The sequence below is a fragment of the Flagellimonas crocea genome (assembly GCF_033441595.1).
GTDB lineage: Bacteria > Bacteroidota > Bacteroidia > Flavobacteriales > Flavobacteriaceae > Flagellimonas > Flagellimonas crocea.
In genome coordinates, this window is the sequence record NZ_JAUZVX010000003.1 from 598,042 (window position 1) to 612,824 (window position 14,783).

Sequence of the window (14,783 nt, forward strand, 5' to 3'; positions counted from 1 at the left end):
GTTTTTTTATGGGTCACTGTTAACACTCAAAATCGACCCAATTTTGACAAGAAAGTCATATAAAATGACTAATTTTCACCGCTTTTGGGTCAAATTTCAATGTTTTTGACAATAAAGAGAGGCTAAAATGAAAAAAACAACAGCAGCAATAACAGCTGTAGGAGGGTACGTTCCCGATTTTGTTCTTTCCAATAAACTATTGGAAACCATGGTGGATACCAACGATGAATGGATCACCACAAGAACCGGAATCAAGGAACGAAGAATCTTAAAAGAGGAAAACGCGGGAACATCTTACATGGCAATCAAAGCTGCTGAAGATCTACTCCAAAAAAGAGGCATTGATGCTTCAGAAATCGATTTTGTACTTGTCGCCACTGCAACACCGGATTTACCGGTTGCTTCCACCGCAGCTTATGTAGCTTCGGAAATTGGCGCTGTTAACGCTTTTGCCTACGACCTGCAGGCAGCATGTTCCAGTTTTTTATATGGCATGTCCACCGCAGCGAGTTATATAGAATCGGGCAGATATAAAAAAGTTTTGGTCATTGGGGCGGATAAAATGTCGTCCATTATAGACTATACCGATAGAACTACGTGTATTATTTTTGGTGATGGTGCCGGAGCGGTGCTTTTTGAGCCGAATGAGGAAGGTTTGGGTCTACAGGACGAATACCTCCGATCGGACGGAATTGGCCGCCAGTTCTTAAAAATCGATGCAGGAGGTTCCATTTTGCCCGCATCAGAAGAAACCGTAAAGAACAAACAGCATTTCGTTTACCAAGATGGAAAGTCCGTATTTAAATTTGCCGTTTCCAATATGGCAGATGTATCGGCATTGATCATGGAGCGGAACAATTTAACAAAGGACGATGTACAATGGTTGGCTCCACACCAGGCCAACAAGCGTATAATCGATGCCACGGCAAATAGAATGGGAGTAGCGCCCGAAAAGGTCCTAATGAACATTGACCGTTACGGAAACACCACTTCCGCCACCCTGCCCTTGTTGCTATACGATTACGAGAAGCAGTTGAAAAAAGGAGATAATATTATTTTTGCCGCCTTTGGAGGAGGCTTTACATGGGGTTCCATTTATTTAAAATGGGCCTATAATTCATAATCACACAACTAACAAAATTATATTCCATGGACATTAAAGAAATTCAGAGTTTAATCAAGTTTGTTGCTAAATCGGGTGCTAGCGAGGTGAAGCTGGAAATGGAGGATATCAAGATCACCATTCGAACGGGAAGCACTGGATCGGGCACTCCAGAAACCACCATTGTTCAACAAATACCAGTGGCTCAGTCCCCTGCCGCTCAAGCACCGGTAGCCCAAGCACCAGCTGCAAGTCAGGAATCACCTGCGCCGGCCGCAACCGAGTCCAAAAAATCGGACGATTCCAAATACATCACCATCAAATCCCCAATAATCGGAACATTTTACAGAAAGCCTTCTCCGGACAAACCGGCATTTGTGGAGGTTGGCAGTTCCATCAATAAGGGAGATGTACTTTGTGTGATAGAGGCCATGAAACTCTTTAATGATATTGAATCAGAAGTTTCAGGTAAAATCGTCAAGATATTGGTTGATGATTCCTCTCCCGTCGAGTTTGACCAACCATTGTTCTTGGTAGACCCTTCATAGTGATTTTGAATGGTTCTTTTTGAACAGTATCCATAGTTCAAGGGACATTTAAGATTTAGAATTCAGAATTTAAGATCGTATTCTATGTTTAAAAAAATATTGATTGCAAATAGGGGTGAAATTGCCTTAAGAATCATAAGGACCTGCAAGGAAATGGGAATTAAAACCGTGGCGGTCTACTCCAAGGCCGACGAGGAAAGCCTTCATGTGAGGTTTGCAGATGAAGCAGTTTGTATCGGTCCTCCGCCCAGCAGCGAGTCCTACTTAAAAATTCCAAATATTATAGCGGCCGCGGAAATTACCAATGCGGATGCCATTCACCCAGGATATGGATTTCTTTCGGAAAATGCCAAGTTCTCCAAGATATGTGCCGAGCATGATATCAAGTTCATAGGCGCCTCTGGAGAGCAGATTGAAAAAATGGGCGACAAGGCCACCGCAAAGGAGACCATGAGAAAAGCCGGGGTTCCAACCGTTCCCGGATCACAAGGCCTGTTGAAAGATGTGGAACACGCCAAGAAAGAGGCCAAAAAAATGGGCTATCCCGTTATGATCAAGGCCACTGCAGGTGGTGGTGGTAAGGGTATGCGCGCCATTTGGTCCGAAGACGAAATGGAGAAGAGCTTTAATAGTGCTGTTACCGAAGCAACTGCAGCTTTTGGAAATGGCGGAATGTACATGGAAAAGCTTATCGAGGAACCTCGCCATATCGAAATCCAAGTGGTAGGGGACCAGTACGGCAAAGCTTGCCACCTGTCCGAAAGGGATTGTTCCGTACAGCGTAGGCACCAAAAGCTTACCGAAGAGACCCCTTCTCCTTTTATGACGGACAAACTCCGTGAAGATATGGGGAAAGCCGCTGTGAAAGCTGCAGAATACATTAAATACGAAGGTGCGGGAACCATCGAGTTTTTGGTGGACAAACACCGTAATTTCTATTTTATGGAGATGAACACCCGTATTCAGGTAGAGCACCCCATTACGGAACAGGTAGTGGACTATGATTTGATCCGTGAACAAATCTTGGTTGCGGGAGGTGTTCCAATTTCAGGAAAAAATTACTACCCAAAATTGCACTCTATTGAGTGCAGGATCAACGCAGAGGATCCCTATAATGGATTCAGGCCTTCCCCAGGGAAGATTACCACCCTTCATATTCCAGGTGGGCACGGTGTTCGTTTGGATACCCATGTGTACAGTGGATATATGATTCCTCCGAACTACGATTCCATGATCGCCAAATTGATCACCACGGCACAGACCAGGGAAGAGGCCATAAACAAAATGAGAAGGGCCTTGGACGAATTCGTAATTGAAGGTATAAAGACTACGATTCCATTTCACCGTCAATTGATGGACCATCCTGATTATTTGGCAGGTAATTATACCACCAAATTCATGGAGGATTTTAAAATGGATCCAAAATATCTAAACGAACATTAAACAAAGCCCCGATAAAATCGGGGTTTTCTTTTATGCAATTAAGCTATTGGGAATATAAAAGCTGGTTTTCCGATGTCGATTTTACCATTGTCGGCAGTGGCATTGTTGGCCTAAACTGTGCTATCAGCCTGAAGGAAAAGTACCCCAAAAGCAACATTTTAATTCTAGAAAAAGGAAGTTTGCCACAAGGCGCCAGCACCAAAAATGCAGGTTTTGCCTGTTTTGGCAGCGTTTCCGAAATTTTATCCGACCTGGAGCAGCATACAGAAGAAGAAGTGGCGAAACTCGTCCAAAAACGCTGGAACGGGATTCAGAGACTACGACATCTTTTGGGAGACAGGGCCATAGGATTCGAGCTCAACGGAAGTCACGAACTTTTTCCTTTGGAAAAACCTGAGTTTTATGAAAAATGCTTGGAATCCATTCCTTATCTCAACCGTTTGATGGAGCCGATTTTTGCCAAAAACCCTTTTGTCACCAATTCCAATTTCTTCGGGTTCTCCAACATTCAGGAAAAATACATCACGCACCAGCTGGAAGGGCAATTGGATACGGGGAAGATGATGCGTTCCTTGATTCAAAAATGCTTGTCCATGGGAATCCCTATTTTAAATGGGGTTATGGTCAAAGACGTAGTTGAAGCCAATCAAAAAGCCATCATCAGGACAGCCGATTTTGATTTTGCATCCAAAAAAGTTTTTGTGGCCACCAACGGGTTTGCATCAAAACTTTTGAAATCAGAAACGATAAAGCCTGCTCGCGCCCAAGTGCTGATCACGGAGCCCATCAAAAATCTACATATAAAAGGTACCTTCCATTTTGATGAAGGCTATTACTATTTCCGAAATATTGATGAGCGGATTCTATTTGGTGGGGGTAGAAACCTTGATTTTGACACTGAGGAAACCATGGAGTTTGGGGAAACGGAAATTATCCAAAACAAGTTGGAAGAACTGCTCCAAAAAATGATTTTACCTCAACAACACATACAAATCGAACGCAGATGGAGCGGCATTATGGGTGTTGGTGCCCAAAAGTCGCCCATAGTGAAACAAGTTTCAGATTCTGTTTACTGTGGGGTCCGTTTGGGCGGAATGGGTGTGGCACTCGGCAGCCTTGTTGGCCAAGAACTTGCGGATTTAGCCAATCAATAAAAATCAAGAGCAAACAACGAGTTCAAGAATCAATAATTTTTCTGTATTGAGTTTGAACTTTACTTTTGGTATTATAAATCAAACCATTCTTCCGTCCAACAAATTGATGATTCTGGAGCCATATTCGGCGTTTTTCTCGGAATGCGTCACTTGGATTATGGTCACCCCTTCATCGTTGAGTTGTTTGAAGAGTTCCATGATTTCCTCGCCCTGTTTGGAATTGAGGTTACCTGTGGGCTCGTCTGCCAAAATCAATTTTGGGCTGGCAATCAAAGCCCTCGCTACCCCGACCAGCTGTTGCTGGCCACCACTAAGTTGAGCGGGGAAAAGGTCTTTTTTGCCCACAATATTGAAACGGTCCAGCATATCGGCCACCATGGCCTTACGTTCGGAGCCTTTGATTTTTTTATAGATCAATGGCATTTCCAAGTTTTCTTTTACCGTAAGCTCATCCAACAAATGATAGGATTGGAATACAAATCCGATGTATTGTTTGTACAGATTGGACCTATGTTTTTCTTTGAGGGAATGAACGGATTCATCCATAAAATTGTATTCTCCTTCATCAAAATTATCAAGCATCCCGATGACGTTGAGCAATGTGGATTTTCCCGATCCAGAAGGTCCCATTATTGAAATAAACTCTCCTTCTTCCACTTCCAGATTGATGTCTTTCAGCAAAAAAATACGTTGGCCTCCCGTAGTGACCCATTTGAATATGTTGTTGAGTTGTAATAGCATAGTATGTTTATTTATTCGTCTTTTAATGATTCCACTGGATTGGCTATAGCAGCTTTAAAACTCTGCCAGCTTACCGTTAAAAAAGTAATCAGAAGTGCTGTTGTTCCCGCCAAAGCGAATATCCACCAACTGAAATTTGTTCTATACGTAAATCCTTCCAACCATTGGTTCATTACGTACCAAGAACTTGGTATCGCAATAATGAAGGCCAATCCTAACAATTTTACAAAGTCTTTGTTCAATAAAGTTAGTACTTGCGTTATAGTGGCGCCGTTTACCTTTCTTATGCCTATTTCCTTTTTTCGCAGCACAACGGTATATGCCGTAAGACCAAAAAGTCCCAATGAGGCTATAAGAATGGAAAGAACGGTGAAAATCTGAAAGGCCATTCCAAATGCTTTGTCCTGTTCATATTGGGCTTCAAACTTTTCGTCCAAAAAGGTATAGTTGAAAGTACTTTCGGGAAAGACCTCTTGCCATTTGTTTTGAACTTGGCTTAGCGCGGTTTCAATCCCTGCAATTGAGGTGGAAGATTTATCGATTTTCACCAACAGGTTGCTCATATTATTTTCATATCTAATAACCATGGGCAAAACAGGTGTTTTTAGTCCGAAATGATAATAATCCTTAATGATGCCCATAACTTTCCATTTATTGTTTCCCCAAAAAGTTACCGTTTTGTCCAATACTTCCTCAGGAGAAGAGATTCCCAAAACTTTTAAAAATGTCTCGTTAACTACGATTTGATTGCTCTCCAAATTAGCATTCTTCACAAAGGTTCCCCCTACCAAAAATTCAATGTCCATCAAGTCAAAATATTCTGGTTGGGCACGGTAGGTATAGAAAATATTGACCTCATCACTTCTCCCGTCAGGCAACCAAATTCCTCGGGAAGAGGAGAGATTGTCAAAACTATCCCCTGGATACGTATCTGCAATAGCCGTTTTCTCTATAAAGGGGAAGTCCTCCAATTGTTCTTTCAACACCCTAAAATCATTATTTACCAAAGAATCCGACTTGGTCGAGACCACCGTTCCGTGCAGGGCAATAATTTGACCAACATCGGCACCAATAGGTTGATTATCCAAAAAATTAATTTGTTTGGAGATAATGAATGTCCCGGTCAATAAGACAATTGTAGCAAAAAACTGTGTGACGATAAGTCCTTTTCGTAGCCCGATGCCTTCCGTAGAAGTCCTTACCTTTCCTTTTAATGCTTTGGCCGGTGAATATCTGCTGAGCAAGAAAGCGGGATAAAGTCCGGCCAAAATCACACCTCCTATTATAAAAATAAAATAAGGGATAAAACTTACCATGACACCCCAATCAAGATTGAGCTCATTTCCGGTAATGTTGTTGTAGAGAGGCATTGCCCCAAAAATCATCAACAGGGCTATGGCAATGGCAATAAAGTTGAGCAATACGGACTCCATTAAAGATTGGACAATGAGCTGCGATCTTTTTGCGCCGGCAACTTTTCTTATGCCTGCTTCCTTCGCCCGCTCCATCGACTTTGTCGTCGAAAGGTTTACATAGTTCAACCAAGAAAGAACAAGTATTATAAAAGCGATGGCCGTTAAGAATTTTATTCTCAAAATACTACCATTGACTGTGACTTCATAAGGCTTATCGGAATATAAATGAATATCCTCAATAGGTTCTATGTTATGTCTTTCGGTTTCACTTTTTTCAATATCGCTGTCAATTATTTTTTGACGCAAGACATCAATATTGGTGTTTGGAGCCAACTTCAAATAGGTGTAATAGTTGTTCATGTTCCAATTTAGCACATGGGCCGTAGGCCCAAAATCCGTCAAAGTTTTTTCCGTCTCAAACGAGATGAGAAACGAATTTCTATAATGGGTGTTTTTCGGAACATTTTCCATAATACCCGTAACGGTCAGTTGCGTCTCTTGGCCATCTTCAAATACGGAAATTGGTTTTCTCATAGGGTTCTCCTGTCCAAAAAGTTTTTCGGCAAAAGATTTTGAAAGTACAATCGAATTAGGTTCTGTTAGAGCGGTTTCCGCATCTCCCTTGATCAAAGGTTGATTGAAAATATCGAAGTAGGAAGGGTCTGCCAATGACCCCAATGGCTGCTCCAAGATTTTTTCTCCAACTTTAAAGGCTAATTTTTCAAAATAATAAAAGCGTACATAGTCCACTATTTCTGGAAACTTTTCCTTTAAGGCAGGGCCAGAGGCATTGTATGTTGCTGCATCACCCGCCACATAAGTGTCCCCTTCAAGATAATCCATGTATGTTCTATAGACATTTTCAGAACCTTCGAATGTGTCATAACTCTTTTCGTAATTAACATAGAGCATTATAAGCACAAATGAGGCCACTCCCAGAGCAAGGCCAAAAATGTTGATGATAGAATACAACTTGTTCTTCAGCAAGTACCTTAGAGCGATTTTTAGATAGTTTTTGAACATAGCTTAATTGTTTCAATGAGGAATTACTCAGTTCGTAAACTTTTTACGGGGTTTGCAGATGCCGCTTTTATGGTCCTTGTTCCCACCGTAATGAAAGCTATCAGAACGGCCATTAGCCCTGCTACCACAAAAAACAAAGGGCTCAGGCTTACATGAAAGGCGTAGTTCTGAAGCCATTCGTTCAAAAAATACCAAGCAATCGGCGTAGCAATGATAAAGGCAAGTCCCACCAGCTTTAAAAAATCCTTGGTCAGTAACAGGGCAACGGAAGAAACACTGGCGCCAATAACCTTGCGAACCCCTATTTCCTTGGTTCGCTGTGCAACCACCAACATGGAAATGGCAAATAATCCCAAACAGCTCAGTATGATTCCCAATACACTGCCACTGGTGATAATGGTGGCCATGTTCTTTTCCCTTCGGAATGTCCTGTCCACATTCTCGTCCAAGAAGGACCCCAGGAACTCCGCTTGCGGTTCTATCTTTTCCCAAGTACTTTTTATGGCATCAAAGGAGCGGGCCTGTTGGGTCGAAGCAATTTTTACATAGGCGTAGTACAGGTCCCAATCTTTGTTCATGAATAGGGTAAGGGGCTGTATGGTTTTGCTGATTTCTTGGAAATTATAGTCTTTGACCACACCTATTACGGAATAGGTGATGCCATCGTCCATGGGAATACGTACCGAAAGCGGGTCTTCCTCGCCCAATTGTTTGGCCATGGTCTCATTGATCACCAAGCTAAGGCTGTCAATGGCATAATCCCTATCGAACATTCTTCCTGCAATCAATTCCAGACCCAGTGTTTTGGCGTATTCATAGTCTACCGTCAATGCATTGGTGACCACGCCCCTTCCTTTATAATCAAAGCCCATCATACTTGAGTAAAGGCTACCATCGCGGCCCATTCCCAAGTTGTTGTCCGCCCCGGTTACACTCAGCACTTGTGGATTGTCCTTCAGTTCTTCTCGCAATAGATTTACGACGGTATAGCTGTTCTTTTTGCCAGTGAGAGGTATAGATACCACTTGCTCCTTGTTGAAGCCCAGGTCCTTATTGCGCATAAAGTCTATTTGGCCATGGAGTACCAGGGTTCCACTAATCAAGATGATGGCAATGGCAAACTGAAGCACGATCAAACTGTTGCGCAAGCGATTTTTTCCAAGGTCTAATTTCCCCTTTAGTGCCTTAAGGGTGCCCAGTCTGCTCATAATAAGGGCAGGATATCCCCCCGCGATCAAGGTGATGCAAAAAATGGCAACGGCAAATAGCAGAATTACGTTCGGTTGTGCTACATCGGCAAATGTGGCCTTGGTCTTAAATAGGGTCTTGAACGGCTCGAGCAACAGATTGCTGGCAACAAGGCCCAGTGAAATGGACGTTAAAAATACCAGGATACTCTCCAACCAAAATTGAAAGAACAGTTGCTTTTTTACGGCGCCTAGTGTTTTTCGCATTCCTATTTCCTTCAGGCGCTTTTCGCTCAATGCGATGTTCATGTTGATGAAATTGGCACTTACGATAAAAATAATGACCAAGGCTATTCCCAAGATAATCAAGGGAAAAGTGCGAGGGGCCCTTGCTACTCCTCCTTGATATGTGGCAAAATGTAGGTCGGTCACCGGCATCAAATGAAACTGTTTGTACTGTCCATTGGCATCGGGGACGGCGCCATCTCTTTTACTGCTTTCAATACTTCCTTTGTAATGAAGGTTTGCAAACGACCGGGTGTTCTCTTCAAATTGGGAAATGGACATTCCTTCTTCCAATTGAAGATAGACCGGTAAAAACTGTGAATCCCATACATCCTGACTGGATGCATATTCCGGATGGTTTTCAAAAGGGATTATAATTTCAAAATCCAAACTGCTGTTCGCGGGGGTTTCTTCCAAAATGGAGGCCACTATGAAAGGTTTTTCCTCCCCGCCTATTTGGAGAGTTACGGTTTTTCCTATGGGGTCCTCTTTTGCAAATAGTTTGTCGGCCGCTTCCCGCGTCAATGCAACCGCGTTTTTGTTCGGAATAGGGTTTTCGATATTCCCGGAAAGAGCAGGAAAATTAAAAACCTCAAAAAAACTGGCATCGGAATATTCCGCGTCAAGGTTAAGGTCCTTTTCCTTGTAAGTCACCAAAGCGTCCTCGCTAATAGAACGGGCTATTTTTTTTATCCCCGGAACCTCTTCCATAAGCGCAGGCGCCAAGGGCACAGGGTTGGAAGTGGATACTTCGGTGCCCCTAGGTGTTTGGTTGGAAATATATAGTTGGTACGTGGCCCCCTTACTTTTATGGAACTGATCAAAGGAAAGCTCGAACAACGCCGTCATTACCAAAAGAATGGCCACGGTAAATGCGCAGGTCAATCCAACAATATTTGCTATTGTAAAGACCTTGTTTTTGATAAGGTTTCTCCAGGCAATTTTTAAATAATTCTTGATCATGGTTTTCGTTTTTGTTTGATGATTTATTCCTGCCTTAGGGCATCCACAGGATTCTGATTTGCAGTTCGTGTATAATTGATTGTGGCTATCAATGCCACCAATACCAAAATAAAAAGACTACAGGCTGCGAATATTCCCCAGTGCATCTGCATTTTGAAAGCAAAATTCTGCATCCATTTGTCCGCCGTTAGCCATGCAGCGACCAACCCCAACAAAACCGCTGGAACAGCAACATATTCCAAGTCAGAAACAAATGCCTTTAGGATATCTGCCAATGTTGCCCCGTTTATTCTTCTTATCGCTAGTTCCTTTCTTCGACGAACCGATTCGTTATAGGTATAGCCCAACAATCCTATAATGGTAACCATCAAAATGATGAGGTTTCCGATCAACATGGCGTTCCGAAACCCTTTTTGGCCCTTGTATGCCTTTAATTGCTCTGTTTCCAAACTCTTGACCTGTGCATCATCATAAGGAAATCCTAGATTGAGAACCTCCGTAAGTTTATCCACAATTCCTTCTTGGGCACCTTCATTGACAGCTACCAGAATATTAAATGACATGGAAGGGTCTTCTATTTTGAGTTCTTCAAACCGCTCTTCGGGCTGATAGAAAAAAACGGACGGACGTAAATCGGGTTCTGAAATGGATCGTATCACAAAATCAGGATAAACTCCACGGATGGTTGCATTGTCATGTGCGGTAAGAGTCACTTGCCTTCCTGTGACATCTCCGGACCAACCGTTGTTCAGTTTTAATAGCTCACTTCCTTTTTTGCTGATTATTATATCGTTGGTAATAGCGTTTCCGTTTGAAAAACCTTCCCCTTGATCAACTTGGAGTCCGAGTATGGAAAGATAGTTTTCGTCCACTTCGTAAAAATCGGCCACATTGAACAATTCTTTTTCCCCGTCCGGTGAGATGACGTTGTTCCCGGACGCGCCGCTAATGGGCACATCGTACCCCATTCCCACTTTTTCAATTTCGGGCATGGCCCTGAGCTCGTTCAACACAAGGCCTATTTTGTTTCCATCCATACCGGCGGTCGACGCATAATATACTCCGTCGGTAATATAACCATGGTCCGCAGTCTTCATGCTGTTGTATTGCAGGGTTACAATGACCAAAACCGTGAGAATGAACGTGGCCCCTAAAAATTGAAAGGACAATAGCACCAGTTTCCATTTGCCTTTTTTCTGTTTATAGCTTCTAAAGGCGGTAGCTACTGGAATGCGGGAATAAAAGCGACCAGGAAAATAACTGGTCACAAATATCAATACAAGTATCAACAACGCCAGTGGCAAAATAACGTAGGGGTTGAGCACGGATATAAGGCTGTGGCCCCATTGTGCCTCTGCCATAGGTTTTAAGGCCCATATCAAAAGGATTGCCCCAACAATGGAAATAAAGAACAGTACTACTGTTTCTGAAAAAATCATCTGTTGTAGGTTCCTGGTCGCTGCTCCACATGTTTTATGTATGGCCGAACTTTTGGCGCGGGTTATGAGCGTTCCCATGGTCAACAAAATGTAGTTCATCAATGAAACGAACAGTACTGCAAGGGCTATTGTGGACAAAATCAAGATCATGTCCCAAACATTGTCCACCTTTATTTCTTGAATGGGTTTGAAAGAATACTCCAATACCAATCCACCATTTTTTTCTTCCAAATTTTCAATATCCTGGTGTTTTACCTGCATGGCCCGAACCGCTGGTGCCAAGTCTTCCGGTATTACCCCGGGACTTAACTTTACACAGGCATAATATCTATCGTTTCCCATCCAATTATCCGTGCCATCCCAAGTAAAATGTTCTGTTGAGACCATGGATATAAGCAGGTCATACTTGTAATTCACGTTGTCCGGTAAGGTTTTGAACACACCTGCAATGGTTAATTTTTTGTCGGGATAAGCTTTTATGCCTATGACCTTTCCAATCACATCGCCCCCCATGTTCTCCGCTATTTCTTCGGAAATCATACAGCTCATTGGGCTCCTTAGTATCTCCTCTGGATTTCCGCTCACCATAGGGACAGGAAGCACATCAAATAAATGTTCGTCTGCCAGTGATATCTTCGCATCATAACTTTTGAGGTCTTCCGTGTAGATGATATTATCTCCAATAGAATTAAGTCGGGTAGCTGCCTCCACACCGGGCACTTCTGCTTTCAGCCCTGGGGCAATGGCCCCACTTACCCTTGGATAATTCTCAAGCTCTTCAGAAGATTTATCTGTCTTAAAGTTTTCTTCTACCAGATAAATTCGGTCCGCGTCCGGATAAATACTATCGTAGCTGAAATAGTAGAGCACTTCTGAAAGCAATAGTATTCCAAAAGCCAATCCAGCTGTCAATGAAATGATTCTTGTTAGGGCATGCTCTCCTTTTCGGAACAGCCTACGGAACGCCATTTTTAAAGAATTCATCATTATCGTGATTATTAACGTTTAAGTATTATTCGTTTCTAAGGCTTTCCACAGGGTTTATGTTGGCCGTTTTGTACGTTCTGGCACCGATTACCGCCAAGGCAACCAATACCATGCCCAGACCACTGGATATAAACACCCACCAGCTCAGCTGGGTTTTATAGGCAAATCTTTGCATCCATTCATTGACCAAGTACCATGATATGGGTGCGGCAATGGCAAATGCAATGCCTACCAAAACCAGGAACTCCTTGCACAACAGCAGGTTCAATTGTGCCAAATTCGCCCCGAGCACCTTGCGGACGCCAATTTCCTTGACCCTGCGCTCGGTGGTGTAAACGACCAGACCCAGTAATCCCATGCAACTGATTGCTATGGCCAGACCTGTGGCCCATTTTAAAAGCTGTACCGTACTTCTTTCCCTTCGATAAAAGCCTTCCACCAATTCGTCCATGAACTCTACCTGAATCTCTTCATCGGGATAAACCGAAGCCCATGCCTGTTCTACGCCTTCAATGGTTTCGTTCCAATTATCGGTATTATTGCCAAGGTCAAAATGAATGGCATTAAAGCTGGAATAATTGCTGTTGCCCCAATCCCCGGTCAGAGCCAATGGTTTAATGTCCGACCTTAACGACCTTTGGTTAAAATCTCGCATTAGTCCCACTACAGGAATTTGTGTGCTGTCCATCTTTAGAAAAGTGCCCACGACCTCAGCGGGATCTTGAAAGCCCAAAGCCTTGGCAAACCTTTCGTTTACAATGTACTCCTTTACACTGTCGTTCAATCTTTCCCTGCCCGCCAACAGGGGTATTCCGTAGGTTTTAAGATAGGTTATGTCCCCCCAGAGCATTTCGGTTTCTTGGTGCATCTCGTTTTCTTCCTTGAAATAGGTCAAAATTGTGGATGATATATTGTTGGAAGTGGGAGGGTTTCCGCCCCAGCTTACTTTGGAAAGTCCCTTTATCTTCTCCATTTGGGAAAACAACCTTTCTTTTTTTACTTCGGACTTATCGTTCCATGGAAGGCGCACATAGGCCACCGCCTCGGTCTTGATGCCCATGTCCTTGTTCATCACAAAATGAAGCTGTTTGGTGACCAACATCGTTGCGATTACAAATACTTGGGCGACCACAAATTGAAAAACCGTAAGGGTCTTGCGCAAACGCGTGCCTTTGTCTCCTTTTGTAAACTGTCCCTTTAACACGGCAACCGGTCTAAACTTCGAAAGCACAAATGCGGGATAGAAGCCCGATAATATACTTACAATGGTCACCAACAAAATAATTCCAAGTATCCCTTGCATACTATATAAAACGGAAAGGTCGATTCCATTTGGTAAAAACTCGAAAAACTGTTGCAACAGGAAAGGAGCCATCAAAAGAGATAGGAGCGTCGCCAGAACGGTCAAAATGAAGGTCTCTCCCAAAAATTGGCGCACCACTTGCTTTTTGGAGCTCCCCAAGGTTTTTCGAATTCCGATTTCCTTTGCGCGCGTGAGTGCTTGGGCCGAATTTAGGTTGATGAAGTTGGCGCAGCCCAACAACAATAAAAACAATGCTACAAAGGATAGGCTTGTCAAAACGGTCTTGCTGGCCACATGGTCTGAGTTATTGAATGGGTAATCGCCGCTTTTGCCCCCAAAATGAATTTCAGGCAAGCTTTGCAGCACGAACAACCTTTCATCATCCACAGCCCAGGCTGCAGTGTTTTTGTGTTCTTTGGCCAAAGCATCCAATCGGGACTGTATGGCGGCCATATCGACCCCTTCTCTGACCTTGAAGAACAATTGATCTCCAGAGCTTGTGTTGTTCCACTGATCACTGGTCGCAATTTCTTTTTCGCCGAACATTTTTGCGGAGCTCATGGACATGAAATCCGTAAACTTTAAATCGGTGTTTTTTTCAAAATCAGCAACAACTCCCGAAACCTTCACATTGATGGAGTCGTTGTAGACCAAGGTGCTTCCAATCACATCTGTAGGACTTTTTTTGGGGAAATATTTTGCTGCGGTATTCTTGGTCAGCACAACTTGTGCGGGTTCTGATAGTGCAGTTTGCGAATTGCCCGCCAGCCATTGGTAATCAAATAATTGAAAATAGCCCTCGTCGGCAAAAATACCATCGTTCACATTTTTGAGAATCACCTCCTGACTTTTGTTTTCAACTTTTGAAAAATTCGCGCTCATAAAAGGTGCCGCGACCTCAACTCCCGAAACCCCGTCCTTGAAGGTCTGCATCAAGGGAACAGGGACACCTCTATTGGTAAACTCATCGTTTCCGGACTTGAAAAGCGATGTGACCCGATATATCCTATCCTTGTCCTTATGGAAGGTGTCGAACGAAAAATCGAAATAAATAATGGCCCCGATGACCAATGCGGAGCAGAGGCCAATGGAAAGACCAACCACATTGATGAAGGAAAACAATTTGTTCTTTAAGATACTTCGCCAGGCTATTTTAAGATGATTGATCAACATGTGCTTTGCTTTTTGTGGTT

General features: G+C 43.1%; 9 protein-coding genes. 4 read left to right on the forward strand and 5 right to left on the reverse strand.

All coding sequences use genetic code 11. The features are described from left to right. Nucleotides 1–127 precede the first annotated feature (127 nt). The 4 genes from SD449_RS12140 (at nucleotide 128) to SD449_RS12155 (ending at nucleotide 4,247) form a co-directional block, all read left to right on the forward strand. The gene (locus SD449_RS12140) at nucleotides 128–1,123 is read left to right on the forward strand and encodes a beta-ketoacyl-ACP synthase III (protein ID WP_318310914.1); all 996 of its coding nucleotides are present in this window, start codon (nucleotides 128–130) and stop codon (nucleotides 1,121–1,123) included. Between the two features lie 26 nt (nucleotides 1,124–1,149). After that, nucleotides 1,150–1,650, forward strand: coding sequence for an acetyl-CoA carboxylase biotin carboxyl carrier protein (accB, locus tag SD449_RS12145; RefSeq protein WP_318310916.1), 501 nt, complete (start codon nucleotides 1,150–1,152; stop codon nucleotides 1,648–1,650). Nucleotides 1,651–1,734: 84 nt separating this feature from the next. Then, entirely contained in the window at nucleotides 1,735–3,093 is a 1,359-nt protein-coding gene (gene accC / locus SD449_RS12150) for an acetyl-CoA carboxylase biotin carboxylase subunit (RefSeq protein ID WP_318310918.1), read from the forward strand. Between the two features lie 32 nt (nucleotides 3,094–3,125). Continuing rightward, nucleotides 3,126–4,247, forward strand: a complete 1,122-nt coding sequence (locus SD449_RS12155) for an NAD(P)/FAD-dependent oxidoreductase (protein WP_318310919.1) — start codon at nucleotides 3,126–3,128, stop codon at nucleotides 4,245–4,247. A gap of 78 nt (nucleotides 4,248–4,325) precedes the next feature. On the opposite strand, the gene SD449_RS12160 is transcribed toward SD449_RS12155, so the two are convergent. Genes SD449_RS12160 through SD449_RS12180 form a run of 5 tightly spaced genes read right to left on the reverse strand, consistent with a single transcriptional unit; the run spans nucleotide 4,326 to nucleotide 14,763 of the window. Then, nucleotides 4,326–4,988: an ABC transporter ATP-binding protein gene (locus SD449_RS12160; RefSeq protein ID WP_318310920.1), complete on the reverse strand. Its 663-nt coding sequence runs from the start codon at nucleotides 4,986–4,988 to the stop codon at nucleotides 4,326–4,328. Between the two features lie 11 nt (nucleotides 4,989–4,999). Then, nucleotides 5,000–7,426, reverse strand: coding sequence for an ABC transporter permease (locus SD449_RS12165; protein ID WP_318310921.1), 2,427 nt, complete (start codon nucleotides 7,424–7,426; stop codon nucleotides 5,000–5,002). Between the two features lie 23 nt (nucleotides 7,427–7,449). Beyond that, nucleotides 7,450–9,861 (reverse strand): ABC transporter permease, encoded by a 2,412-nt coding sequence (locus SD449_RS12170; RefSeq protein WP_318310923.1) that lies wholly within the window; start codon nucleotides 9,859–9,861, stop codon nucleotides 7,450–7,452. Between the two features lie 23 nt (nucleotides 9,862–9,884). Next, complete coding sequence (locus SD449_RS12175) at nucleotides 9,885–12,287, reverse strand: ABC transporter permease (RefSeq protein ID WP_318310924.1); 2,403 nt, start codon at nucleotides 12,285–12,287, stop codon at nucleotides 9,885–9,887. Nucleotides 12,288–12,312: 25 nt separating this feature from the next. Continuing rightward, a complete protein-coding gene (locus tag SD449_RS12180; protein ID WP_318310926.1) occupies nucleotides 12,313–14,763 on the reverse strand; it encodes an FtsX-like permease family protein in 2,451 nt (816 codons plus the stop codon). Nucleotides 14,764–14,783: the final 20 nt, after the last annotated feature.

Coding starts and splice junctions, on each gene's coding strand:
- SD449_RS12165 (WP_318310921.1), bottom strand. CDS start 7,426: ATGTTCAAAAACTATCTAAAAATCGCTCTAAGGTACTTGCTGAAGAAC.
- SD449_RS12160 (WP_318310920.1), bottom strand. CDS start 4,988: ATGCTATTACAACTCAACAACATATTCAAATGGGTCACTACGGGAGGC.
- SD449_RS12155 (WP_318310919.1), top strand. CDS start 3,126: ATGCAATTAAGCTATTGGGAATATAAAAGCTGGTTTTCCGATGTCGAT.
- accB (WP_318310916.1), top strand. CDS start 1,150: ATGGACATTAAAGAAATTCAGAGTTTAATCAAGTTTGTTGCTAAATCG.
- SD449_RS12170 (WP_318310923.1), bottom strand. CDS start 9,861: ATGATCAAGAATTATTTAAAAATTGCCTGGAGAAACCTTATCAAAAAC.
- SD449_RS12140 (WP_318310914.1), top strand. CDS start 128: ATGAAAAAAACAACAGCAGCAATAACAGCTGTAGGAGGGTACGTTCCC.
- SD449_RS12175 (WP_318310924.1), bottom strand. CDS start 12,287: ATGATGAATTCTTTAAAAATGGCGTTCCGTAGGCTGTTCCGAAAAGGA.
- accC (WP_318310918.1), top strand. CDS start 1,735: ATGTTTAAAAAAATATTGATTGCAAATAGGGGTGAAATTGCCTTAAGA.
- SD449_RS12180 (WP_318310926.1), bottom strand. CDS start 14,763: ATGTTGATCAATCATCTTAAAATAGCCTGGCGAAGTATCTTAAAGAAC.